Annotated in this window: 25 protein-coding genes; 15 read left to right on the forward strand and 10 right to left on the reverse strand. The window is 72.1% G+C overall.

The annotated features are described in order from the left end of the window. The first annotated feature begins 83 nt into the window (after positions 1-83). Both OTB20_RS07915 and OTB20_RS07920 read left to right on the forward strand, forming a co-directional pair. A complete protein-coding gene (locus OTB20_RS07915) occupies positions 84-1,043 on the forward strand; it encodes an EamA family transporter (RefSeq protein ID WP_267815882.1) in 960 nt (319 codons plus the stop codon). 165 nt (positions 1,044-1,208) lie between these two features. Further along, positions 1,209-2,276 (forward strand): DMT family transporter, encoded by a 1,068-nt coding sequence (locus tag OTB20_RS07920; RefSeq protein ID WP_267815883.1) that lies wholly within the window; start codon positions 1,209-1,211, stop codon positions 2,274-2,276. Here the strand turns inward: OTB20_RS07920 and OTB20_RS07925 are convergent. Beyond that, positions 2,258-3,043, reverse strand: coding sequence for a pyridoxamine 5'-phosphate oxidase family protein (locus OTB20_RS07925; protein WP_267815884.1), 786 nt, complete (start codon positions 3,041-3,043; stop codon positions 2,258-2,260). The genes OTB20_RS07920 and OTB20_RS07925 overlap by 19 nt on opposite strands. 37 nt (positions 3,044-3,080) lie before the next feature. Here OTB20_RS07925 and OTB20_RS07930 point away from each other — a divergent pair, with 37 nt between their 5' ends. After that, positions 3,081-4,412, forward strand: coding sequence for an aminotransferase class I/II-fold pyridoxal phosphate-dependent enzyme (locus OTB20_RS07930; RefSeq protein WP_267815885.1), 1,332 nt, complete (start codon positions 3,081-3,083; stop codon positions 4,410-4,412). Positions 4,413-4,516: 104 nt separating this feature from the next. On the opposite strand, the gene OTB20_RS07935 is transcribed toward OTB20_RS07930, so the two are convergent. After that, positions 4,517-5,491 (reverse strand): DMT family transporter, encoded by a 975-nt coding sequence (locus OTB20_RS07935; RefSeq protein ID WP_267815886.1) that lies wholly within the window; start codon positions 5,489-5,491, stop codon positions 4,517-4,519. 74 nt (positions 5,492-5,565) lie between these two features. Between OTB20_RS07935 and OTB20_RS07940 the strand changes: the two genes are divergently transcribed. Then, positions 5,566-6,477 (forward strand): LysR family transcriptional regulator, encoded by a 912-nt coding sequence (locus OTB20_RS07940; RefSeq protein ID WP_267815887.1) that lies wholly within the window; start codon positions 5,566-5,568, stop codon positions 6,475-6,477. 58 nt (positions 6,478-6,535) lie between these two features. Here the strand turns inward: OTB20_RS07940 and OTB20_RS07945 are convergent, their stop codons facing one another. After that, positions 6,536-6,994 (reverse strand): pyridoxamine 5'-phosphate oxidase family protein, encoded by a 459-nt coding sequence (locus tag OTB20_RS07945; protein WP_267816307.1) that lies wholly within the window; start codon positions 6,992-6,994, stop codon positions 6,536-6,538. 136 nt (positions 6,995-7,130) lie between these two features. Between OTB20_RS07945 and OTB20_RS07950 the strand changes: the two genes are divergently transcribed. The 10 genes from OTB20_RS07950 to OTB20_RS07995 all read left to right on the forward strand — a co-directional run bounded on the left by OTB20_RS07950 (position 7,131) and on the right by OTB20_RS07995 (position 16,079). Further along, positions 7,131-7,745 carry a cysteine hydrolase gene (locus OTB20_RS07950; RefSeq protein ID WP_267815888.1) on the forward strand — a complete coding sequence of 205 codons (615 nt, stop codon included), beginning with the start codon at positions 7,131-7,133 and terminating at the stop codon, positions 7,743-7,745. Positions 7,746-8,408: 663 nt separating this feature from the next. Beyond that, on the forward strand, positions 8,409-9,110 hold the full coding sequence (locus OTB20_RS07955; RefSeq protein ID WP_267815890.1) for an aspartate/glutamate racemase family protein: 702 nt from the start codon (positions 8,409-8,411) through the stop codon (positions 9,108-9,110). A gap of 169 nt (positions 9,111-9,279) precedes the next feature. Then, entirely contained in the window at positions 9,280-9,825 is a 546-nt protein-coding gene (locus tag OTB20_RS07960) for an EF-hand domain-containing protein (protein ID WP_267815891.1), read from the forward strand. A 149-nt stretch (positions 9,826-9,974) separates the two neighbouring features. Continuing rightward, on the forward strand, positions 9,975-10,814 hold the full coding sequence (locus OTB20_RS07965; RefSeq protein WP_267815892.1) for a HipA family kinase: 840 nt from the start codon (positions 9,975-9,977) through the stop codon (positions 10,812-10,814). Continuing rightward, entirely contained in the window at positions 10,811-11,194 is a 384-nt protein-coding gene (locus tag OTB20_RS07970) for a DUF3037 domain-containing protein (protein ID WP_267815893.1), read from the forward strand. The genes OTB20_RS07965 and OTB20_RS07970 overlap by 4 nt, the downstream gene beginning before the upstream one ends. Positions 11,195-11,347: 153 nt before the next feature. Next, the gene (fabG, locus tag OTB20_RS07975; RefSeq protein ID WP_267761284.1) at positions 11,348-12,109 is read left to right on the forward strand and encodes a 3-oxoacyl-ACP reductase FabG; all 762 of its coding nucleotides are present in this window, start codon (positions 11,348-11,350) and stop codon (positions 12,107-12,109) included. A 19-nt stretch (positions 12,110-12,128) separates the two neighbouring features. Continuing rightward, complete coding sequence (locus tag OTB20_RS07980; protein WP_267815894.1) at positions 12,129-12,890, forward strand: SDR family oxidoreductase; 762 nt, start codon at positions 12,129-12,131, stop codon at positions 12,888-12,890. 152 nt (positions 12,891-13,042) lie between these two features. Beyond that, positions 13,043-14,626, forward strand: coding sequence for an ABC transporter substrate-binding protein (locus tag OTB20_RS07985; RefSeq protein ID WP_267815896.1), 1,584 nt, complete (start codon positions 13,043-13,045; stop codon positions 14,624-14,626). A 190-nt stretch (positions 14,627-14,816) separates the two neighbouring features. Beyond that, positions 14,817-15,485: a uracil-DNA glycosylase gene (locus OTB20_RS07990; protein WP_267816309.1), complete on the forward strand. Its 669-nt coding sequence runs from the start codon at positions 14,817-14,819 to the stop codon at positions 15,483-15,485. A 96-nt stretch (positions 15,486-15,581) separates the two neighbouring features. After that, positions 15,582-16,079, forward strand: coding sequence for a hypothetical protein (locus OTB20_RS07995; protein ID WP_267815898.1), 498 nt, complete (start codon positions 15,582-15,584; stop codon positions 16,077-16,079). 46 nt (positions 16,080-16,125) lie between these two features. Here OTB20_RS07995 and OTB20_RS08000 read toward each other — a convergent pair whose 3' ends face one another. Continuing rightward, positions 16,126-16,713: a hypothetical protein gene (locus tag OTB20_RS08000; RefSeq protein ID WP_267815899.1), complete on the reverse strand. Its 588-nt coding sequence runs from the start codon at positions 16,711-16,713 to the stop codon at positions 16,126-16,128. 72 nt (positions 16,714-16,785) lie between these two features. Then, on the reverse strand, positions 16,786-17,310 hold the full coding sequence (locus OTB20_RS08005) for a DinB family protein (RefSeq protein ID WP_267815900.1): 525 nt from the start codon (positions 17,308-17,310) through the stop codon (positions 16,786-16,788). Positions 17,311-17,391: 81 nt separating this feature from the next. Between OTB20_RS08005 and OTB20_RS08010 the strand changes: the two genes are divergently transcribed. Beyond that, complete coding sequence (locus tag OTB20_RS08010; RefSeq protein WP_267761299.1) at positions 17,392-18,297, forward strand: Gfo/Idh/MocA family protein; 906 nt, start codon at positions 17,392-17,394, stop codon at positions 18,295-18,297. Here OTB20_RS08010 and lnt read toward each other — a convergent pair. The 5 genes from lnt to OTB20_RS08035 form a co-directional block, all read right to left on the reverse strand. Then, entirely contained in the window at positions 18,221-19,861 is a 1,641-nt protein-coding gene (gene lnt, locus OTB20_RS08015) for an apolipoprotein N-acyltransferase (protein WP_267815902.1), read from the reverse strand. The genes OTB20_RS08010 and lnt overlap by 77 nt on opposite strands. A gap of 46 nt (positions 19,862-19,907) precedes the next feature. Then, positions 19,908-20,387: a nuclear transport factor 2 family protein gene (locus tag OTB20_RS08020; RefSeq protein WP_267815903.1), complete on the reverse strand. Its 480-nt coding sequence runs from the start codon at positions 20,385-20,387 to the stop codon at positions 19,908-19,910. 69 nt (positions 20,388-20,456) lie between these two features. Then, on the reverse strand, positions 20,457-20,633 hold the full coding sequence (locus OTB20_RS08025) for a hypothetical protein (RefSeq protein ID WP_267761304.1): 177 nt from the start codon (positions 20,631-20,633) through the stop codon (positions 20,457-20,459). 113 nt (positions 20,634-20,746) lie between these two features. After that, a complete protein-coding gene (locus tag OTB20_RS08030; RefSeq protein WP_267815904.1) occupies positions 20,747-21,625 on the reverse strand; it encodes an undecaprenyl-diphosphate phosphatase in 879 nt (292 codons plus the stop codon). A 48-nt stretch (positions 21,626-21,673) separates the two neighbouring features. Then, positions 21,674-22,411, reverse strand: coding sequence for a TVP38/TMEM64 family protein (locus OTB20_RS08035; protein ID WP_267815906.1), 738 nt, complete (start codon positions 22,409-22,411; stop codon positions 21,674-21,676). Between the last annotated feature and the right edge of the window lie 32 nt (positions 22,412-22,443).

Consider the following 22,443-nt stretch of genomic DNA (forward strand, 5'->3'; position numbering starts at 1 on the left):
GGCCGGTGTCCGGTGGGTCTCAGCTCCGTCTCAACAGGTGTCACACTCTCGTAGCTCCTGACCGGCCCTGCCATGATGTCCGAATGCAAGCGTCAGGGAGACATGCCGGACTGGGCCTAGCCCTCATTTCGGCGATCGCGTTCGGTGGTTCCGGTGTGGCGGCCAAGCCGCTGATCGAGGCGGGTCTGGACCCGCTCCACACGGTCTGGCTCAGGGTGGCCGGGGCGGCGCTCGTGCTGTCCCCGCTGGCCTGGCGTCATCGCGATCTCGTACGCCGCAAACCCCTGCTGCTCGCCGGGTTCGGACTCGTGGCCGTGGCCGGAGTCCAGGCCTTCTACTTCGCCTCGCTGTCCCGGATCCCGGTCGGCGTGGCGCTCCTGCTGGAGTACCTCGGCCCGGCGCTGCTCCTCGGCTGGGTCCGCTTCGTGCAGCGCAAGCCCGTGACCCGGTCCGCCGCGGTCGGCGCCGCCGTGGCCGTCGTGGGCCTCGCCTGCGTGGTGCAGATCTGGGCGGGGCTCAGCCTCGACCTGATCGGGGTGCTGCTCGGCCTCGCGGCCGCCTGCTGCCAGGCCTTCTACTTCGTCTTCGCCGACCAGGGCAGCGACGGGGACGACGTGCCCGACCCGATGGGCATGATCGCGTACGGCATGATCGTCGGCACCCTCGTGATGACCGTCATCGCCCGGCCCTGGCAGATCGACTGGCAGGTCCTGGGCGGCGAGGCGGCCGTCGGAGACATGATGGTTCCCGCGCCGCTGCTGCTCGGCTGGGTGGTGCTGATCGCGACCGTCTTCGCGTACCTGACCGGCGTGGTCTCCGTGCGCAAGCTGTCGCCGCAGGTCGCGGGCGTGGTGGCCTGTCTGGAAGCGGTCGTGGCGACCGTACTGGCCTGGGTGCTCCTCGGCGAGTACCTCGCGACCTGGCAGATCGTCGGCGGCGCACTCGTGCTGGGCGGTGCCTTCATCGCGCAGACCTCGCGGCCGGTCGCGCCGGGGGTCGCCGAGCCGGTGGCCGCCCTGGACCGCGATCCGAGCAGGGTCTAGGCTGCCGATCATGCCGCTCACCGTGCTTCCGCCTCCCGCCGCCTAGCGCGGGCGGCTGCCACCACGTAGGAGAACCCGGCCCGGGCCGTGACCCGGGCGGATTCGCGCTGCCCGCGAAGCGATGACCCGCTCCTTTCATCCTTCACGCACGCGCGGAGACCTCTCGTGTCGAACCAATCGCCCGCCACCGGGCGCAGCCTGATCCATCTCGTCATCGCCGGAACCGCCTGGGGCACCGCGGGGGCGGCGGCCTCGCTCCTCTTCCTCGCCAGCGATCTCGGCCCGCTCGCCCTGTCCTTCTGGCGGTGCGCGGGCGGGCTCGCGGTACTGCTCGCGGTACTCGCCGTACGCCGCCGCCCGCGGGGCGGCGGCGCCGGGGCGGGCGCCGGCCGGCCGGATGCCGCGCGGGGGAAGCCCTCGGCGGCCTCGCTGATCGGGACCGGGCTGTTGTTCACCCTCTTCCAGTCCGCGTACTTCGCCGCCGTCCGCGAGACCGGACTCGCCGTGGCCACCGTGGTCACCCTCGGATCCGGGCCCGTGCTCATCGCGCTCGGGGCCCGCTACTGGATGGGGGAGCGACTCGGCCGGGGCGGGATCATCGCCGTCGGCGGGGCGCTGGCCGGGCTGGCCGTACTCGTCCTCGGCAGCGGCGGCGGCGAGGTCCGGCCGCTCGGCGTCGGCTGGTCGGTGCTGTCGGCCGCCGGATACGGGGCGATGACCCTGCGGGCCAGGCTGCTCGGGCGGCGCGGGGCCGGCGGGGAGCCGCTGGTCACCACCGTCTGGTCGGTCGGGGTGGGCACGGTGTGCCTGCTGCCGTTCGCCCTGGTGGAGGGGCTGGTGCCGCACACCGCGGAGCCCGTCCGGGTGCTCTGGCTGCTCGCTTACATGGCCACCGTGCCGACCGCGCTGGCCTACGCGCTCTACTTCAGCGGGGCCGCCGCGGTGCGTGCCGCGACGGTATCCGTGATCATGCTGATCGAGCCCGTCGGCGCGGCGGCGATCGCCGTCCTGGTGCTCGGCGAGCGGCTGACCGGGCCGGTGATGCTGGGCACCGTACTGCTGCTCGCGGCGGTGGGGGCGCTGATCGCCGCCGAGTCGCGGCGTCCCGCGGAGACGGTCGTGAACACGGGCACGGGCACGGGCAGGGACACGGGCAGGGACACGGACGGGGGCGGGCCGGAGGTCCGGCCCGCCCCCGTCCGTGAACTACCGCGTCAGAGTGCGGTGACGTAGTCCGGGGTGGTCATGCCGGGGGTCAGGTCGGCGGCCGGGATCGGGGTGCCGTACGCCGGCGCGACCGGGACCACACCCGACCAGAACGGCAGCCCGAGGTCCTCGGGGTCGTCGTTGGGGCCGCCGGTGCGCAGCTTGGCGGAGACCTCGTCGAGGTCGAGGCGGATCACGGCGGTGGCCGCGAGCTCTCTGGAGTTGGCAGGCCGGGAGTCCGCGGAGCGGCCCGGTACGACGTGGTCGACCAGGGAGTCGAGGGCCATCCGGCGCTCGTCCGGGTCGGTCACCTCGTAGGCGGTGCCGTGCACGACCACCGAGCGGTAGTTCATCGAGTGGTGGAAGGCCGAGCGGGCCAGGACCAGGCCGTCCAGGTGCGTCACGGTCAGGCACACCGGCAGCCCCGGGTCGGCCTTGCCGGCCGCCAGGAGGGGGCGCGAGCCCGTGGAGCCGTGGATGTAGAGGGTCTCGCCGACCCGGCCGAAGAGGGTCGGCAGGACCACCGGGGCGCCGTCGCGGACGAAGCCGAGGTGGCAGAGGTAGGCCTGGTCGAGTATCGAGTGGACGGTCTCACGGTCGTAGCGCGCGCGGTCGCGGGACCGGGTCGGGACGGTGCGGTCGGTGGGTGTGTACCCGGCGTCCGGCTGGTCCGCGGCCGCGGCTCCTGTAGTGGCCGTCGTGCCGACCGTCGCGCCGGCCGTCGAGCCGGCCGACTCGGTGGCCGTGCCGGCGGCCGGCTCCGTGGTGGTCTCCGTGGCAGGCGTGGCGCTCATCGTGCGGACTCCATTGTATTAGTGCATACTTGGCTTTGTGCTAGGAGATTATCTGATCATCGGGCGGCGCGCATCGGAAATCGCCGCGAGTGTCGAAGCGGGCGTCGCATCGGGCGCACTCGCGCCGGGAGCGCTGTTGCCGCCGATGCGGGAGCTCGCCGGTGTGCTGGGGGTGAACCCCAACACCGTGGCCGCCGCGTACCGGACGCTGCGCGAGCGCGGGGTCATCGAGACCGACGGACGGCGCGGCAGCCGGGTGCGGGCCCGCCCGGCGACCGCGCCGCGCGACGGGCTGCGGATGGTCGTCCCGGAGGGGGTGCGCGGGATCGCCTCCGGCAACCCCGACGTGCGGCTGCTGCCCGCGCTGGACGCCGCGCTGGCGGGCGCGGCGCGTCGGTACGCCGCGGAGCCGACGCTCTACGGCCAGGACCCGGTCGTCCCGGAGCTGGCCCACCTCGCCCGGGCCGGCTTCGACGAGGACGGGGTGCCGGCCGGGGAGGTGGCGGTGACCTCGGGCGCGCTGGACGGCATCGAACGGGTGCTGGCCGCGCACCTGCGACCCGGGGACGCCGTGGCGGTCGAGGACCCGGGGTGGGGGAGCGTGCTCGACCTCGTCCCGGCGCTGGGGCTGCGGGTGGTGCCGGTGGCCGTGGACGACGACGGGCCGGTGCCCGGCTCGGTGGAGCGGGCGCTGGCGCAGGGGGCGCGGGCGCTGCTCGTGACGGCCCGGGCGCAGAACCCGACCGGGGCGGTGGTGAGCGCGGAGCGGGCCACCGAGCTGCGGGCGGTGCTTGCCGGGTACCCGGAGGTGCTGGTCATGGACGACGACCACGGACACGGCATCGTGGACCTGCCGTTGAACCCGCTGGGCGGGGTGACCCGCCACTGGGCGCTGATCCGCTCCACCGCGAAGGGGTACGGCCCCGACCTGCGGCTCGCCGTGCTGACCGGGGACGGGGTGACGCTCGACCGGGTCCGCGGGCGGCAGCGGCTGGGCCCGGGGTGGGTGAGCAGGCTGCTGCAGTACACGGTGGTGGAGCTGTGGAAGGCCGGAGCGGTCGACCACGCGGCGGTCGCACGGTCCTACGGGGAACGCCGGGACGCACTGGTCGAGGCGCTGGCGTGGCGGGGGGTGCGGGCGCAGGGGCGCAGCGGGATGAACGTATGGGTGCCCGTCACCGACGAGACGGCGGTGGTGACGCGACTGCTGGGTGCGGGCTGGGCGGTGGCCCCGGGTGCCCGCTTCCGGGTGGAATCGGGGCCGGCCGTGCGGATGACGATGTCGCCGCTGTCCCTGGCGGACGTACCGGGGCTGGCCGACGCGGTGGCCTCGGCGGTCCGTCCGGCGGGCGGGGGGCGGCTCGACTGACGCCCGGGGCGCGGGTCCGGCCCGATTCCGAAGGCACACCCCAGTGCGGCGGTCGGCGGGTGGTGCCGGGCGCCGCATCCCTGCGACCCTCTCCGGTCGCGGCGTCAGCGCCGGCGGATCTGGGTGAGTGCCGCACCGGCCAGGACGACGGCCGCGCCCACCGGAGTGTTCCAGTGGAGCTGTTCGTCCAGGAGGAGGACGCCCGCCGTCGTCGCGATGACCGGGATGAAGTACGTGACCATCTGTGCGGTGGTCGGGCCGATCTCGGTGACCAGGCCGTACTGCATCTGCAGCGCCAGACCCGTACCCAGGGCGCCCAGGGCGATCACCGAGAGGGTCGGCCAGAGCGGGAAGGAGGTGGGGGTCGAGGTGAACAGGGCGCTGATCGCCGCCAGTTGGAGGGTCGAGACCAGGAGCTGTGCGCCGGTCAGGGCAGTCGGTGAACCGGGGACGGAGGCCAATGTGCGGCGTACGTAGATCCAGCCGATCGGGTAGCAGAGCGCGGCCAGCAGGGCGAGCGCGGTGCCCTTGGCGTCGACGCCGGCGAAGCCCTGCCACACCCCGAGGACGGTGAGCACGCCGAGGAAGCCCAGGCCCAGGCCCGCGAAGCGGCGGCGCGTCGGGCGGTCCTCGGAGAGGGCGACCAGGGAGAGGGCCATGCCCCACAGCGGCGAGGTGGCGTTGCAGATGCCCGCCAGGCTGGACGGGATGCTCAGTTCCGCGTACGCGAAGAGTGAGAACGGGGCGCTGTTGAGCAGCAGCGCGGCAACCGACAGGTGGAGCCAGGTGCGCATGCCCCGGGGGAGCGGTTCGCGGCGGATCAGGAGCACGGTGAGCAGGGCGAGCGCGCCGAAGAAGACCCGGCCGAGGGCGACCTGGAACGGGGCGTACGCTTCCGTGCCGACCTTGATCAGGAGGAAGCTGAAGCCCCAGATCACCGAGAGGACCGCGAAGCGCAGGCGCCAGTCCAGGCGGCCGGTGGCGGGATCCGTCGCGGTGGGCCCGGGGGTCCGGACTCCGTTCGGGGAGAGGGGCGGGGCCGGGGTGCTGGGTGGGGCCGGGGTGCTCGGTGCGCTCATGACAGCTACCTTGGCCCTCGTGACCTCGTAGGACAAGCGAATGTTATTTGGGGTGTCGGCGTAGCATCGCTTACATGTTGAACCTGGAGCGCCTGCGCACCCTCGACGCCCTCGCCCGCCACGGCTCCGTCAGCGGCGCCGCCGACGGCCTCCATGTCACCACCTCGGCCGTGTCCCAGCAGATGGCGAAGCTGGAGCGGGAGGTCGGCCAGCCGCTCCTGGCCAAGAACGGGCGCGGGGTCCGGCTCACCGATGCCGGCCGGCTTCTCGCCGATCACGCGGCCCGGATCATCTCGCAGGTCGAGCTCGCCCAGGCCGATGTCGAGGCGCGGCGCGGGTGTGCGGTCGGCGAACTGCGGATCGGCGCCTTCCCGACCGCCATGCGGGGGCTGCTGCCGCAGGTCCTGGCGGAGTTGCGTACCGATCACCCCGAACTGCGGCCCCGGGTGAGGGAGCAGGAGCCGGCGGAGAGCATGGCCGCCGTGGTGCGGGGTGACCTCGACATGGCCCTCGCCATCGACTGGGACAACAAGCGGATGCCCGTACCGGCCGAGCTCGCCCGGGCCCACCTCCTGGACGACTCCGTGGACATCGCGGTGCCGGCGGGGCATCCGCTGGCCGGCCGCACCGGGATCTCCCTGGCCGAGTTCGGCGAGGACGACTGGATCTCCTGGAACGAGGGGCAGTTCTGCCACGAGTGGCTCGTCTACACCCTGCGCGGCGTCGGCGTCGAGCCCCGGATCGCGCACATCGCAGAGGAGCACCACACCCAACTGGCCTTCGTCGAGGCCGGACTCGGTGTGTGCGTGGCCCCCCGGCTGGGGCGCGGACCCATGCCGCCGGGCGTCCGGCTGCTGCCGGTGTGCGACAGCGTCCGGCGCCACGTGTACGTCGTCTGGCGCGCGGACGCCGACCGGCGGCCGTCGATCCGGGCCGCCGTCGAGGCACTGAAGAGGGCGGCCTCCGCCGGTGCCGAGGGAGGCTAGGGCCTGCCTTCCGGATCGGGCGCCGGCCCCGGGGCCCGGGCTGGTTCGAAGGGGCGGCCTAGATCTTGCGGAAGTCCCACGACACGATCGAGTCCGGTGTCAGCCGGATCCAGGCGTGCCGTCCGTCGTGCGGCATCTCCGTGACGCCGAAGTTCTTGACGGGGAACAGCCGCTCCGGCTCGGCAAGTTCCTCGCACGGCTCGCCCGTACGGGGCGCCTCGCCCACGAAGACGGCGGTGCCGGACAGTTCCACCCCGCGCAGTTCGTCGTACGCCTCGCCGGAGTCCACGACCACCGAGATGCGGGGGTCCTTGCGGAGGTCGGACCAGCGGCGGCTGCGGGTGATCGAGTACAGCCACATCGAGGTGCCGTCCCAGACGAACCAGAGCGCGCCCACGTGCGGGCGCCCGTCGTGGGAGACCGTGGCCACCCGGCAGGTGCGCTGCTCGCGCAGGAAGGCGTTCATTTCCTCGTCGGTCAGCATGATGCGGCGGCCCCGCCGCTGTGCCCTGTCCACGGGTGGTCCGTCCGCGGGTGGTCCGTCCACGGGTGGTCCGTCCACGGGTGTGCTGTCCATAAGCTCCGCGCCCCTTCACATCTGACTATGTGTCAGGAATCATGCGTGCTCTTCCGTCGCCACGCCAGGGGGAGCCATGTCCGATCTCGATCCCGCCACCACCGCGCTGCTCACCGTCGAGTGCCAGAGCGGTGTCGTCGGTGAGGAGAGCGCCCTGCCGGAGCTGGCCAAGGAGGCCCGGGACTCCGGCATGCTGGACCGGGTCGCCGCGCTGGTCGAGGCCGCGCGCGGGGCCGGGGTGCAGGTCCTGCACGCGGTGGCCGAGCGGCGGCCGGACGGGCTCGGGGCCAACACCAACGCGCGGCTGTTCCGGGCCGCGGGGAGGCTGCCGGTCCGGCAGCTGAGCGGCAGCCCGGCCGTGGAGGTCGCCGCCCCCATCACCGTCGCCGAGCAGGACCTGGTGGTGCGCAGGCTGCACGGACTCTCCCCGATGGCCGGCACCGACCTGGACGCCCTGCTCCGCAACCTCGGCATCCGCACCCTCGTCGTCGTCGGAGTCTCCTCGAACATCGCGATCCCGAACACCGTCTTCGACGCGGTGAACCTCGGCTACCAGGTCGTCGTCCCCTCCGACGCCATCGCCGGGGTGCCCGCGGCCTGTACCGCCGAGGTGATCCGAAACTCCCTCTCTCTCGTCGCGGCCATCACCACGGCCGAAGCCCTCATCGCCCAGTGGGCCCCGGCGCGCTGAGCCTTCGTAGTCCCGGGACCGGCCATCGGCTTCGACTTGGGGAGCGCGACCCCGCTTTGGGGTCGGACGTCTAGGCGCGGAGCCCGCCGTCCGTGTGCGGCCCGCGCTGCCGCTCGACGCGGGTCCGCTCGTCCCGTACGGCCGGGCGCGGCCTCGTACGGGGCCGCCGCGTGCAGGTGGCAGGTGCCCGGCGGGGCCCCCCGATGTCCTCGAAAGCCTTGGGCCGGTGGCTCGTCGTGGCCGTGGCCGTGGCCGTGGTCAACGGCTCGGGCGGGCAGGAGCCTTCGGCGTGAGTAGGAACTACCGGGCCGAGTGAGTACGGCGCCCGAGGCGCCTCGGGCGGGCCGCAGCTCGACTGAGGTCCATGGACGAGACGAACCGTGCGCAGGCGCCGGGCGCACCGGCGCGGCGTACGGGGCCGTGCCAGGGGTGCCGGCGGCCCGTGCCGCAGCGCCTCCCGCTGGTGCCCAAGCTCAACTGCGGCAGGAGCCACTGGCTGAACGGCATACGCGACAACTTCTGGCGCGGGCTGTTCGACAACCCCTGACTTCGAGGAGATGAAAGCTTCCCTTATGGTTCTGCACCGTTTATCGCATTCCGCTTATGATTCCAGTCGGGCGTGACATGCGCACCAAGTGCCGGAGCAGGAGCGGGGACACGAGCATGAAAACCATCGGGCTGATCGGCGGGATGAGCTGGGAGTCGACGGCGGAGTACTACCGGATCCTCAACGAGCGGACCCGCGAGCGGCTCGGCGGGCTCCATTCGGCCCGCTGCGTGCTCTACTCCGTGGACTTCGCGGAGATCGAGCGGTTGCAGGTCCAGGGCCGCTGGGCGGAGGCCGGCGAGGTACTGGCCGGTGCCGCCCGGTCGCTGGAAGCGGCGGGGGCGGAGCTCCTGCTCATCTGCACCAACACCATGCACAAGGTCGCCGACTCCGTCGAGGCGGCGGTCTCCGTCCCGCTGCTCCACCTCGCGGACACCACTGCGGCCGCCGTCCGCGCCGCGGGGCTGACCCGGGTGGGTCTGCTGGGCACCGCGTTCACCATGGAGCAGGAGTTCTACCGCGGCCGCCTCGGGGCGGGTGGGCTCGACGTGCTCGTCCCGGATCCCGAGGGGCGCGCGCTCGTGCATCGGGTGATCTACGAGGAACTCTGCCTCGGCATCGTCCGCGACGAGTCCCGTGCGGCCTACCGCCGGGTCGTCGAGGACCTCGTGGCCCAGGGCGCCGAGGGCGTCGTCCTCGGGTGCACCGAGATCGAACTCCTCATCGGCCCCGAGGACAGCCCCGTGCCGGTCTTCCCGACCGCCCGCCTGCACGCCGAGGCGGCGGTCGATGCGGCCTTGGCCGATCACACCGCCTGACCGCGAGCTGCGGGGGTCCGAGGGTGAGGGATCGCGCACATGTGCCCGTGGGGGCGGGGGCGGGCCTCGACCTATAGTTACGCGCTGTCCGCCACCGGCCGGGCAAGTCGACAGCGCTGATTGGTGGTTGGTGGTTGGTGGTTCGGTTCCGTTACCAGGGAGGCCGGTCATGGCCAGCGCGTTTCAGGAGCGCAAGCTCAGGGGGATGTTCACCGCGTTCGACGCGGACGGCGACGGATATCTGCGCGAGGAGGACTTCGCGGCGCTCGTCGCCCGCTGGAGCCGGCTGCCGGGCGTGGGTCCCGGGACGGAGCTGCGCGTGCGGGTGGAGGCGCTGCTGATGGGCTGGTGGGCGGCGCTCCTCGAAGAAGGGGACGCGAACGGGGACGGCGCGGTCGACATGGACGAGCTGCTCTCCCTGGTCGACAAGCTGCCCGCCATGGTCACGGAGGTGACCGCGACCGCCGACACCGTGTTCGCCGCCGTGGACTCCAACGGCGACGGCCGCATCTCCCCGGAAGAGCACCTCCGGCTCGTCGAGACCTGGAACGGCCGGCCCGTGGACATGACGGGCGTCTTCGAACTGCTCGACCTGAACGGCGACGGGCACCTCAGCCGCGAGGAGTTCGCCCTGCTGTGGCGGCAGTTCTGGATGAGCGACGACCCGGCGGACCCGGGCAATTGGCTCTGCGGCCGGTTCTCCGGCGAGCCGTAGACAGGCCGATGCCGACCATCATGGCCACCCGGACCGGACCGATCGCACAGACGCGGCGGCACTGCGTGCGGCGGGTGTCGCCCAGGCCGCGGCGATCGCGCTCGGTATTCCTCGGATCGTCGAGGTCAACCGCCGGTTAGCCTGGCGAAATGCTCACAGAAGTGATCGCGACCCGCTATGTCACGCCCTTGCGCGAGGGCGGCTCGCTCCCGGGGATCGTCGAGGCCGACGACCTCGGGACCTACGTCATGAAGTTCACCGGCGCCGGCCAGGGCCGCAAGACGCTGGTCGCCGAGGTCATCTGCGGCCGGCTGGCCCAGCGGCTGGGGCTGCGCGTCCCCACGCTGGTGCAGATGCAGCTCGACCCGGTCATCGGGCTCGGAGAGCCGGACCAGGAGGTCCAGGAGCTGCTGAAGGCCAGCGGCGGGCTGAACCTGGGGATGGACTACCTTCCCGGCTCGATCGGATTCGACCCCCTCGCCTACCAGGTGGACCGTGTGGAGGCGGGGCGCGTGGTCTGGTTCGACGCCCTGATCAACAACGTGGACCGGTCCTGGCGCAATCCGAACATGCTGGTGTGGCACGGGGACCTCTGGCTCATCGACCACGGCGCCACCATGATCTGGCACCACAACTGGCCCACCGCCGAGAGCGCCGCCGCCAAGCCGTACAACGCCTCCGACCACGTACTGGCCCCGGTCGGCCCGGACATCGCCGCGGCGGCGGCCGAGCTCGCGCCGCTGGTCACGGAGGAGCTGCTCACCGAGGTCGCGGCCGACGTGCCCGACGAATGGCTGGTCGACGAACCCGGCTTCGACTCCACCGACGCGCTGCGCCGCGCCTATGTGGAGGTCCTGCTGCCGCGCGCGGCCACGATCCACGAGAGGATCACGATGGAGGCCGAGGCGAAGGTCCGGTCGGGTCCGCCCGGCTGGCTCGCCGACCGCCTCGACCCCCGTCCCCGGAAGATGAAGAGCGACAGCGAGTGATCAAGCGGGACGTGTTCGAGTACGCCCTGGTGCGTGTGGTGCCCCGGATGGAGCGCGGCGAGTGTTTCAACGCCGGTGTGATCGTCTACTGCCGGGCGCATTCCTACGTCGCCGCGCGCACCCACCTCGACGAGGCCAAGCTCCTCGCCCTGGACCCGAAGGCCGACGTGGCCGGGGTGCGGGCCGCCCTGCGCGGGGTCGAGGGCGTGTGCGCGGGCGGAGAGTCCGCCGGTCAGGCGGGGGGCGACGACGCGGGGCGGCGGTTCCGGTGGCTGATCGCTCCGCGCAGCACGGTGGTGCAGCCGGGGCCCGTCCACACGGGGCTGACGGCGGACCCGGCCGCCGAGGTGGAGAGGCTGCTGGACCTGCTGGTCCTGTGAGCCGCTGCGCCGCTGACCGGCGCGAGCCGGGAGCCCTGGCACGCGGTGGCGTTGACACCGGGTGCCAGGGCTCCTAGCGTCTCCTCAGCTGAAGCTACTAAGCGGTTGCTCACCCATGGGGGGCCGCTTTTTTCGAGGGCGAGGAGATCCAGCATGTCCACCACCGAGCAGCGCGTCGCGATCGTGACCGGGGCGGCCCGGGGCATCGGCGCGGCCACCGCCGTACGCCTGGCCGCCGAAGGCCGGGCGGTCGCCGTACTCGACCTGGACGAGGCGGCCTGCAAGGACACCGTGGAGACGATCACGGCGGCCGGCGGCAAGGCCGTCGCGATCGGCTGCGACGTCTCCGACAGTGCGCAGGTGGAGGCGGCCGTCGAGCGGGTGGCGAGCCTGCTCGGTGCCCCGACCATCCTGGTCAACAATGCGGGTGTGCTGCGGGACAACCTGCTCTTCAAGATGAGCGACAGCGACTGGGACACGGTCATGAACGTGCACCTGCGCGGTGCGTTCCTGATGTCGAAGGCCTGTCAGAAGCACATGGTGGCAGCCAAGTTCGGCCGGATCGTGAGCCTGTCCAGCAGTTCCGCGCTCGGCAACCGCGGCCAGGCCAACTACTCGGCGGCCAAGGCCGGTCTGCAGGGCTTCACCAAGACCCTGGCCATCGAGCTCGGCAAGTTCGGCATCACCGCGAATGCCGTCGCCCCCGGTTTCATCGTCACGGAGATGACCGCCCACACCGCCTCCCGGGTCGGCATGGACTTCGAGGACTTCCAGGCCGCGGCCGCCACCCAGATCCCGGTGCAGCGCGTGGGGCGCCCGGACGACGTGGCCAACGCCATCGCCTTCTTCACCGGCGAGGCCGCAGGCTTCGTCTCCGGCCAGGTCATGTACGTGGCCGGCGGCCCGCTCAGCTGACGAGAGGCAGGCGCACGCTATGACGTACGACGGAACGGACAGCGGCAAGGTCGCGTTGATCACCGGGGCGAGCCGGGGCATCGGCTACGGCATCGCCGAGGCTCTGGTGGCGCGCGGCGACCGGCTCTGCATCACCGGACGGAACGAGGAGGCCCTCAAGGAGGCCGTCGAGCGGCTCGGTGCGGACCGGGTGATCGCGGTCGCGGGCAAGGCGCACGACGAGGCCCACCAGGCCGTGGCCGTGGAGCGCACGATGGAGGCCTTCGGCCGCGTCGACTTCCTGATCAACAACGCGGGGACCAATCCGGTCTTCGGTCCGATCGCGGACCTGGACCTGGGGGTCGCCCGCAAGGTCTTCGAGACCAACGTGATCTCGGCGCTCGGCTTCGCCCAGCGGACCTGGCACGCCTGGCAGAAGGAGAACGGCGGCGCGATCGTCAACATCGCCTCGATCGCCGGTGTCTCCGCCTCGCCCTTCATCGGGGCGTACGGGATGAGCAAGGCCGCCATGGTCAACCTGACCCTCCAGCTCGCCCACGAGATGGCGCCGGGGGTCCGGGTCAACGCGATCGCGCCCGCGGTGGTGAAGACGAAGTTCGCGCAGGCGCTCTACGAGGGCCGCGAACAGGAGGCGGCGGCGGCCTACCCGCTGGGGCGGCTCGGGGTCCCGGAGGACATCGGGGGTGCTGCCGCGTTCCTTACATCTGCACAAGCGGAATGGATCACGGGGCAAACTCTCGTCGTTGACGGAGGAATGTTCCTCAATGCCGGAGTACATTAACCGATAATCGGACGCATTTGCCTTCCAAGGGGAGGCAAATGCGTACCTAATAGGCACGTAATCGGTCAAGTGCCGCACGAAACCTACCCATTGGATTCGTGATGCACTGCGGTAGGGTCTGCCGCACCCCTGGCTGATCGAGGAGCGTGCACGTGTTCAACCGGACCAGATGCCTGCAGATCACTGCGGCCCTGGCGTCCATATCCCTGCTCTCCGGATGCAGCTTGTTCTCGGACGGCGGCGGCGATGGAGCACAGCGGATTGTCGTCGGAACGACGAGCGCACCCACGACCCTCGATCCAGCTGCGGCCTGGGACGGCTCCTGGGAGCTTTACCGGAACGTCTACCAGACGCTGCTGGCGTTCCCCACGGGTGCCACCAAGCCCCAGCCGGACGCCGCTCAGAGCTGCGAGTTCACCGATTCCGGGAACGAGTCCTACCGCTGTGTCCTGCGGAAGGGCCTGAAGTTCTCCGACGGCGAGTCGCTGGACGCCAAGGCCGTCAAGCACTCCCTGGACCGGATCAAGGCCATCAACGCCCAGTCCGGCCCCAAGGCCCTCTTCGGCAGCCTGGACAAGATCGAGACGCCGGACGCGCACACGGTGGTGTTCCACCTGAACACCCCGGACGCCACCTTCCCCTTCGTGCTCGGCTCCCCGGCCGCCTCGCTGGTCTCGCCGAAGCAGTACCCGGCCGACAAGCTGCGCGAGGGCGACAAGGTCACCGGCTCCGGCCCGTACACCCTGGAGTCCTACAAAGAGGGCGGCGAGGCGGTCCTGAACCGCAGCGACACCTACAACGGGTTCGCCGACCGCCGCAACGAGGGCGTCACCATCCGCTACTTCGCGGACTCCAAGAAGATGATCGCCGCCCTCAAGGGCAAGGAGATCGACGCGACCTACCGAGGCCTCTCCGCCGAAGAGGTCAAGGACCTGCAGGCCCCCGCATCGCACGACGCGGGTGTCCGGGTCGTCGAGAACGTCGGCTCGGAGATTCGCTACCTGATCTTCAACCCCAAGGACCCGCAGGTCGCCAAGGCCGAGGTGCGCCAGGCGATCGCGCAGATCATCGACCGCGGCACGCTCGTCTCGCAGGTCTACCAGGGCACCGCCGAGCCGCTCTACTCGATGGTCCCCAAGGGGGTCGTCGGCCACAAGACGCCGTTCTACGACATGTACGGCCAGCCGGACGTGTCCAAGGCCAAGAAGATCCTGCGGGAAGCCGGGGTCCCCACGCCGGTCGACCTGACCTTCTGGTACACCACCGACCGCTACGGCGCCTCCACCGCGGACGAGTTCACCGAGCTCAAGCGCCAGCTGGACGAGAGCGGGCTCTTCCGGATCACCCTGCGCGGGCAGCCCTGGAAGTCCTTCCAGGAGGGCTACAAGAAGGGCGAATACCCGGTCTTCGGCCGCGGCTGGTTCCCCGACTTCCCGGACCCGGACAACTTCATCGCGCCCTTCGTCGGCAAGGAAAACGCGGTCGGTACCCCGTACGAGGCCACCGAGATCCTGAGCGTCCTCCTGCCCAAGTCCCGCCGCGAGAGCGACCGGTCGGCCGGCATCCACGAGTTCGAGAAGGCCCAGCAGATCTTCGCCAGCGACGTCCGGCTGCTGCCGCTGTGGCAGGGCAAGCTGTACGTCGCCGCCCGTGAAGACGTCGGAGGCGCCGAGCGGGCGCTCGACCCGCAGACCGTCATGCAGGTGTGGGAGCTCTACCGCAAGACCAGCTGGTAGCAGCCCCGTCCGCTGGTCCGCCTGTCCGCCCGCCTGCCCCGCCCGCTCCGGGCGGGGCAGGCGGGCGCGGCGTTGTCAGTGGCCCCCGGTAGGTTCTTGATCAGTCGCGCGAAGCAGTTGCGCGAGCGCGGAGAACGCGCAGACGTGAAGTCTCGAACAACGTGTACCGGAGGTTGTCGCCGTGACCCAGATGCTGCCCGAGTCCTGGCTCCCCGTCCTCGGCGGGGAACTGGACCAGCCCTACTTCAAAGAACTCACCGAGTTCGTCGAGAAGGAACGGGCCAACGGGCCGGTCTACCCGCCCCGCGAGCAGGTCTTCGCGGCCCTGGAGGCCACGGCGTTCGACCAGGTGAAGGTGCTGGTCCTCGGCCAGGACCCGTACCACGGCGCGGGCCAGGGCCACGGGCTGTGCTTCTCCGTGCAGCCCGGCGTGCGGACCCCGCCCTCGCTGCGCAACATCTACAAGGAGATGCAGGCCGAGCTCGGCACCCCCATCCCGGACAACGGCTATCTGATGCCGTGGGCCGAGCAGGGCGTTCTGCTGCTGAACGCGGTGCTCACCGTCCGCGAGGCCGAGCCCAACTCGCACAAGGCCAAGGGCTGGGAGAAGTTCACCGACGCGGTGATCCGCGCGGTGTCCGAGCGCCCCGACCCGGCCGTCTTCGTCCTCTGGGGGGCGTACGCGCAGAAGAAGCTCCCGCTGATCGACGAGGAGCGGCACGCGGTCGTCAAGGGCGCCCACCCCTCCCCGCTGTCGGCCAAGAAGTTCTTCGGCTCCCGGCCCTTCACGCAGATCAACGAGGCCGTCGCGGCCCAGGGCCATGAGCCGATCGACTGGCGGATCCCGGACCTGGGCTGATGCCCGACCGCGCCTAGGCGGCAATGCCGGTGCCTCCGGCTAGCGTCTTGATGATCAGACCGGAGCAGGTCTGGCAGGAGCAAGCCGGAGGCCGCGTTGACGGAGCAGCAGGAGGCGTCGGAAGACGCCGTCATGACCAGGATCGGCCAAGCGGTCATCCTGCTGCACGCCGGCGACCGCGAGGAGGCCCGCAACCGGCTCGGCGAGATCTGGTCCGAGCTCGGCACGGAGGGCGACTCCCTGCACCGCTGCACGCTCGCGCACTACCTGGCCGACGCGCAGGACGACCCCGCCGAGGAGCTGGCCTGGGACCTGCGCGCCCTGAAGGCCGCCGACGCCGACGGACCCGGTCCACCGCCGGCCGTCCGGGTCTTCTACCCGTCGCTGCACCTGAGCCTGGCCACCGACTACGTGAAGCTACGGCGCCCCGATACGGCCCGGATCCACCTGGCGCGGGCCCGCGCCGCCACCGGGGCACTGGGCGACGACGGGTACGGGAACGGCGTACGGGCCGCCATCGCCCGACTGGAGCGGCGGCTCGCGGCGGAACCGAGGGAGGCGCCCCGTACGCCGTTCCCGGGACAGAACCAGTAGTACGGCCGACGCCGGCCACTGTCCGGGACCGCAAAGGGCCGGGCCGTCAGCCGCCCTGTACGCCCGCACAGATACGGGCCTCCGGGCTGTCCGGGTGCCACCGCCCGTGCCGGCGGCCCAGCGCGCACACGTCGGCCGGCCGCACCGGCAGTTCCCGCACCAGCTCGCGCGGCACCTCGGCGCCCTCGGAGCGGGGCCGGCCGGGATGCTGCCCGCCGGGACGCCCGTCGCCGTGCTCCCGGTGCCCGCCGGGATGCCGGGGCTCGGGGATGTCCGGCACCGGGGGAGCGGTCCGCGGGCCGCCACGGGACCCGGGCCGGCCGTCCCCGGCGGCCTTCACTGCCGGGACTCCGGCCCGCGGGACCGAGGCCCGGCCGGATACGGAGGGGGCCGGCCCGGCCGGTTGTCCCGGCACCGCTTCCACCGCCTCCAGCGCCTCCAGGGCGGGCGCCCGGACGACCACCGGCGCGGCCCCCGGCCCGCCGCGGGGCTCGTGCCGGGGCGGCGCCCCCGGGGTGCCGGGAGCGGCCCCCGGCTGTACGGGGGCCGGGGTCACGTTCACGCAGCCGGAGACGGCCGAGACCGCACAGGCGACGCCGAGCAGCAGCTTTGTCGTGGTTCGGGTTGGATGCACTCGCGCAACTCTGCTGTGCGAGCACCCTGTTGCGAAAACCCGGAGCCGATATTCACCCCGCACGGGTGACGGCTACTCGCCCGTGGCGCCGTCGAGGTGCTCCCGCAGCAGGTCCGCGTGGCCGTTGTGGCGCGCGTACTCCTCGATCATGTGGGTGTAGACCCAGCGCAGGCTGAACACCTCGCCCCGGCGGTGGCTCTCCGCCTTCGAGGTGAGGTCCAGGGGCTGGCCGGCCGCAGCCTGCCGGGCCAGCTCGACCTCGGTCTGCCACACCTGCTCGGCCTCGGCCCAGGTGTCCTTGTCGGCGAAGTGGAAGTCCCCGTCCGGGTCCTCGCCAGTGCAGAAGAGTTCGGGCAGGTCCTCGTCCAGCATGATCTCCCGGAACCAGTACCGCTCCACCTCCGCCATGTGGCGCACCAGCCCCAGCAGGCTCAGTTCGGAGGGCAGCAGCGGGATGGTGCGCAACTGCGCGTCGCTGAGCCCCTCGCACTTCCAGGCCAGAGTGGAGCGGTGGTAGTCGAGCCAGCCGTCGAGCATCTCGCGCTCGTCGGCCGTGGTGGAGGGTTCGGTGCGGTGGGATCCGGTGCTGATGGTCATGGCACCATCCTGCTCGAACACGCCCGCGGTCACCAGCGATTAGGCTGCGTACTCCCACAAGGAACATACCTGGAGGTCCCGGTGAAGGTCGGCTGTATCGGACTCGGCGATATCGCGCAGAAGGCGTACCTGCCCGTCCTGACCACGCGCCCGGGGCTCGAACTGCACTTGCAGACCCGGACTCCGGCCACCCTCGAGCGGGTCGGCGCCCACCACCGCGTCCCGGCCGAACGCCTGCACACCGACCTGGACTCGCTGCTCGCGCAGAAGCTCGACGCGGCGTTCGTGCACGCACCGACCGCGGTCCACCCCGAGATCGTGGAACGGCTGCTGGAAGCGGGCGTGCCCACCTACGTCGACAAGCCGATCGCCTACGAGCTCGCGGAATCGCGGCGCCTGGTCGAACTGGCAGAGGAACGCGGGGTCTCCCTCGCCGTCGGCTTCAACCGCCGCCACGCGCCCGGCTACGCGCAGTGCGCCGACCACGCGCGCGACCTGATCGTCATGCAGAAGAACCGGGTCGGCCTGCCCGAGGACGTACGGACCTTCGTGCTCGACGATTTCATCCACGTCGTCGACACGCTGCGCTTCCTGCTGCCCGGCGAGGCCGACCAGGTCGACGTACGGGCCGTGGTGCGGGACGGCCTGATGAGCCAGGTGGTGCTCCAGCTATCCGGTACGGGCTTCACCGCGCTCGGCATCATGAACCGGCTCTCCGGTTCCACGGAAGAGGTGCTGGAGGTCTCCGGGCAGGACACCAAGCGCCAGGTCGTCAACCTCGCGGAGGTCATCGACCACAAGGGCCAGCCCACGGTCCGGCGGCGCGGGGACTGGGTGTCGGTGGCCCGCCAGCGCGGCATCGAGCAGGTCGTCGACGCCTTCCTGGAGGGCGTCGCCGCAGGCACGACCCTCAGCGCCCGCGACGCGCTGCTGACCCACGAACTGTGCGAGCGGGTGGTGCGCTCGGCTCTGGAGCAGCAGTCCTGAGCGAATCCCCGAGGGGCGCCTCGCCCGGGTCCCCGGCCAATGCCCCGAGGGGCCGCCCGCGCCGTACGGAGCGGGCGCCGCGGAGCGCGCCGTACGCGGCCAGGGCGGCCAGCGCCCCGCCCACCGGCCAGTCCCCGAAGCGGACGTAGAGCGTCGTGCCCCGGGCGAGCGGAACCTCGTACACCCGCGCCGTCCGCGCCGACGTCGACAGTGCGGACCCGATCCGCTCGCCGGACGGGCCGTGCACCTCGCTGATGCCGGTCAGTGCGGCGTGCACCTCGGGCCGGCCGGTCTCCGCCGCCCGCAGCGCGGACAGCGAGGCGTGCTGGGCCGGGGCCCAGCCGTCCTGGAAGCTGGACGTGGCCGACTGGTCGATCAGCAGGGCGGCGCCGTCGCGGACCAGGCGCCGGCTCATGTCGGGGAACGCCGACTCGAAGCAGACCAGCGGGCCGAGGCGGACGTCCGCCCGGCCGGGCAGGTCCATCAGGACCGGTGCGTCGCCAGGGACCCGGTTCTCGTCCGCCGCCTTGCCGACCGAGGTGGCCCAGCCCAGCAGCCCGCGGGCCGGCACGTACTCCCCGAAGGGGACCAGGCGCATCTTGTCGTACCGGTCGCCGGTCGGGCCCCCGGGACCGACGAGCACCGCCGATTTGCGGATCCCCGGCCGGTCGGCGGCCCGCGCGTCCACGTTGACCAGCAGCGGAGCCCCCACCCGGGCCGACAGCGCGGCGAGCCGCCGGGCCAGGTCCGGGCGGGCCGTGAGGTCCTCGCCGACGCTGCTCTCCCCCCATACGACCAGATCCAGCCGCTGCCCGGCCAGGGTCCCGGTCAGCTGCTCCCCGAGGGCGAACCGCCGCTCCGCACTGTCCGGGCCGTCCGCGACCGGGCCCGGCTGTACGACGGCCACGCGCAGCACGCCCGAGACCTCCGGGCGGGGCACCCACAGCCACACCGCGCCCGTCAGCACCGCGCAGCCCATCACCCCGGCCAGTGCCGCCGTCCGCGCCCCCGGCGCCGTGATCAGCAGGACCAGCGCGCAGTTGACCGCCACGACCAGCAGGCCGACCAGCCAGACCCCGCCCACCGAAGCCAGCCGCAGGGCGGGCGCCACCTGCCACTGACTGGCCCCGAGCAACCCCCACGGCCCGCCCAGCCCCTGCCAGGACCGGGCCAGCTCCGACAGCAGCCAGCCCGCCGGTACGAGGACCAGCGCGGCCCCCGCCCGGCCCCCGATGGGCGCCCCGCCGAGCAACTCCCGCACCAGCAGCGCCCAGGGGATCCAGAGCAGGCCCAGCAGCGCCGCCAGGGCGAAGAGGAACACGTGCAGGCTGGGCAGCAGCCAGTGGTGGACGGCGAAGACGAAGCCGGCGCCGCCGAGCCAGCCCTCCAGGGCCGCGCGCCGGCCGGAGGGCGCCGACCTCAGCAGCAGGATCCAGGGCACGAGGGCGACGTAGGCGAACCACCACCACGCGGGGGCGGGGAAGGCGAGGCAGGGCAGCGCCCCCGCCGTGACCGCCGCCACCGCACGCCACCACGGGGCCCGCTTCGAGACCGTCAGCACCATGAGGGGCCTCCGCTTCCAGTGTGGAACAGCCCTGCCGGTCCGACCATCAGAACGACATGTGCCGCCACTTCTCGTGGACGGTGACCCGGGAGAAGCGCCAGCCGGAGCGGGCGGTACGGGCCAGGGCGAAGGTGTAGCGGCCCGCCGCGACGAAGTTCGGCGCGGTGACGGGGGCGACGGCGCCGTCCGGTTCCGCGGTGTCCAGCCGCATGGGATTGAGGAAGTCCGCCCGGACCTCCGCCGTGTCACCCGCGGAGCCGCCCAGGTCCTCGATCCGGATCAGCCGGTTGACGATGAGGTGCTGGCGCACCGGGAACAGCTTCATCGTCTCCGCGAGCCAGTCCGCGACCTCCCCGGCCGGGCCCTCGATCCCGCCGGCCGAGCCGTAGTCGGCCCGACCGCCCGGAGCGAACAGTGCGCGGTACGCGTCCCAGTCGCCGTCGTCCACGGCGATGGCGTACCCCGTGACCAGCTCGTCGATCGCCAGTCGGTCCATCACGCCCGCAAGGTCAACACGCTGTGTCATCGGGTCAGTGTGGGGGCGCGGGGCGTCGAGGCCAAGGGGCGTGCGCGGGGCGGATGCCCCGGCCCGCGATCAGTGACCGGATCGCGCCTCCCGGGGCCGGACCACGACGAGGTACGCGTCGGTGGCCAGATCCATCACCACCTCCGCGGCCACTCCCTCACGCATCCGCTGCGCCGCGTACTCCTCGGCCGGCCAGCTCCCCCTCGGACTTCCGGCCGGAAACCGTTCCAGCACCACTCGACCCATGGGACACCCCCTGCTACTCGCCTTCAGGTCTCTCCCTGCACAACGACGCGAAGGCTGCCCGGGAACGTTCCCGAACGGCCTTCGATTCACGCGAAGCGGTGAGCGGCGCCGGCCTAGCCGGCCGACTCGCCGGCGTGGGGGCTGAGGACACCCATGCCGATCAGGACGAACAGCAGGATGCCGAGCAGGACCCGGTAGATCACGAAGGGCATGAAGCTCTTGCTGGAGATGAACTTCATGAACCAGGCGATGACCACGTAGCCGACGAGGAAGGCGATGACCGTCGCGAAGATCGTCGGACCCCACGAGATGTGGCCGGGATCCTCCATCACGTCCTTGATCTCGAACAGGCCGGAGGCCAGCACGGCCGGGATGGCGAGGAGGAAGGAGTAGCGGGCCGCGGCCTCGCGGGTGAAGCCCAGCAGCAGACCGCCGGAGAGCGTGGCACCCGACCGGGACACGCCCGGGATCAGCGCCATCGCCTGGCAGAGACCGAAGACGAGACCGTCCTTGACGCCCAGTTCCTTCAGGGTCTTGCGCTCACGGATGGCGCGGTGCCGGCCGCCCTCCTCGTCGCGTGCGGCCAGCCGGTCGGCGACGCCGAGCACGATGCCCATCACGATGAGGGTGGTGGCGATCAGCCGCAGATCGCGGAACGGGCCCTCGATCTGGTCCTTGAAGGCGAGGCCGAGGACGCCGATCGGAATCGAGCCGACGATCACCAGCCAGCCCATCTTGGCGTCCTGCTCGGAGCGCAGGGCCTTCGTGTACAGCGAGCGGAACCAGGTGGAGATGATCCGCGCGATGTCCTTGCGGAAATAGATCAGTACGGCGGCCTCGGTGCCGATCTGCGTGATGGCGGTGAAGGCCGCTCCCGGATCGTGCCAGCCGGCGAACGCCGCGGTCAGCCGCAGATGGGCGCTGGAGGAGATCGGGAGGAACTCCGTAAGCCCCTGGACGAGACCGAGGATTAGGGATTCGAACCAGCTCATGTCGGGGTGCGCTCGTCCTTGTGATCGTCGGGCAGTTCGCGTCCGATGCTAGGGCCCGTGGGGCGCGGCCGTGACCACAGGGGGGTGTACGGGCGTCAGTTCCCGTACAGCGGCGGGCCGCTCGGGCCTGCGTACGGGCGCCAGCCGGTGCCGCCCCCGCCACGCCACGACCGCCGCCCCCACCGCGGAGAGCGCGATGAAGCCGAACGAGGCGAGGAACGCGGGGGAGGACGGGGAGGAGGCGCTGGCCCCCGCGATCACGTACGCGGCGGTGTTCGGGACCACGCCGATCGCGGTGGCGAGGAGGAAGGGGAGCCAGCCGCAGCGGGACAGCGCGGCGGCGTAGTTGGCCACCGCGAAGGGCAGACCGGGGAAGATCCGGACCGCCAGCATCGAGCGGAAACCGTGCCGGGCCAGCTGGTCGTCGGCCGCCTGCAGCCACCGGCCGCGGATCAGCGGACGCAAGGCATCGCGGCCCATCATCCGGCCGAGGCCGAAGGAGATCCCCGCGCCGACGACGGAGCCGGCTACCGCGGCGACCAGGCCGAACTGGGAGCCGAAGAGGGCCCCGGAGGCCAGGTTCAGCAGGGGTCGCGGCACCAGGGCGGCCGTGCACACCCCGTACGCCGCGGCGAAGAGCAGGACGGCAGTGCCCACCGGAAGCCCCGGGGGCCAGCCCTCCGAGAGCAGCCGCTGGGGCTCGAACAGCACGACGCAGACGCCGGCCGCGAGGAGCAGCACGACGAGCAGCGAGAGCCGCGTCCACGGCGCGAGGAGGAGGGACATTCCGGGAGACTAACCGACCACCCCGTACGGGC

Source organism: Streptomyces sp. H27-H1, from assembly GCF_026627445.1.
Lineage (GTDB): Bacteria > Actinomycetota > Actinomycetes > Streptomycetales > Streptomycetaceae > Streptomyces.

What these genes read in the sequence shown, in the direction of transcription:
- OTB20_RS07915 (WP_267815882.1), top strand. Translation starts at nt 84, where the DNA reads ATGCAAGCGTCAGGGAGACATGCCGGACTGGGCCTAGCCCTCATTTCG.
- OTB20_RS07925 (WP_267815884.1), bottom strand. Translation starts at nt 3,043, where the DNA reads ATGAGCGCCACGCCTGCCACGGAGACCACCACGGAGCCGGCCGCCGGC.
- OTB20_RS07935 (WP_267815886.1), bottom strand. Translation starts at nt 5,491, where the DNA reads ATGAGCGCACCGAGCACCCCGGCCCCACCCAGCACCCCGGCCCCGCCC.
- OTB20_RS07940 (WP_267815887.1), top strand. Translation starts at nt 5,566, where the DNA reads ATGTTGAACCTGGAGCGCCTGCGCACCCTCGACGCCCTCGCCCGCCAC.
- OTB20_RS07950 (WP_267815888.1), top strand. Translation starts at nt 7,131, where the DNA reads ATGTCCGATCTCGATCCCGCCACCACCGCGCTGCTCACCGTCGAGTGC.
- OTB20_RS07955 (WP_267815890.1), top strand. Translation starts at nt 8,409, where the DNA reads ATGAAAACCATCGGGCTGATCGGCGGGATGAGCTGGGAGTCGACGGCG.
- OTB20_RS07960 (WP_267815891.1), top strand. Translation starts at nt 9,280, where the DNA reads ATGGCCAGCGCGTTTCAGGAGCGCAAGCTCAGGGGGATGTTCACCGCG.
- OTB20_RS07965 (WP_267815892.1), top strand. Translation starts at nt 9,975, where the DNA reads ATGCTCACAGAAGTGATCGCGACCCGCTATGTCACGCCCTTGCGCGAG.
- fabG (WP_267761284.1), top strand. Translation starts at nt 11,348, where the DNA reads ATGTCCACCACCGAGCAGCGCGTCGCGATCGTGACCGGGGCGGCCCGG.
- OTB20_RS07980 (WP_267815894.1), top strand. Translation starts at nt 12,129, where the DNA reads ATGACGTACGACGGAACGGACAGCGGCAAGGTCGCGTTGATCACCGGG.
- OTB20_RS07990 (WP_267816309.1), top strand. Translation starts at nt 14,817, where the DNA reads ATGCTGCCCGAGTCCTGGCTCCCCGTCCTCGGCGGGGAACTGGACCAG.
- OTB20_RS08005 (WP_267815900.1), bottom strand. Translation starts at nt 17,310, where the DNA reads ATGACCATCAGCACCGGATCCCACCGCACCGAACCCTCCACCACGGCC.
- lnt (WP_267815902.1), bottom strand. Translation starts at nt 19,861, where the DNA reads ATGGTGCTGACGGTCTCGAAGCGGGCCCCGTGGTGGCGTGCGGTGGCG.
- OTB20_RS08020 (WP_267815903.1), bottom strand. Translation starts at nt 20,387, where the DNA reads ATGACACAGCGTGTTGACCTTGCGGGCGTGATGGACCGACTGGCGATC.
- OTB20_RS08025 (WP_267761304.1), bottom strand. Translation starts at nt 20,633, where the DNA reads ATGGGTCGAGTGGTGCTGGAACGGTTTCCGGCCGGAAGTCCGAGGGGG.
- OTB20_RS08030 (WP_267815904.1), bottom strand. Translation starts at nt 21,625, where the DNA reads ATGAGCTGGTTCGAATCCCTAATCCTCGGTCTCGTCCAGGGGCTTACG.
- OTB20_RS08035 (WP_267815906.1), bottom strand. Translation starts at nt 22,411, where the DNA reads ATGTCCCTCCTCCTCGCGCCGTGGACGCGGCTCTCGCTGCTCGTCGTG.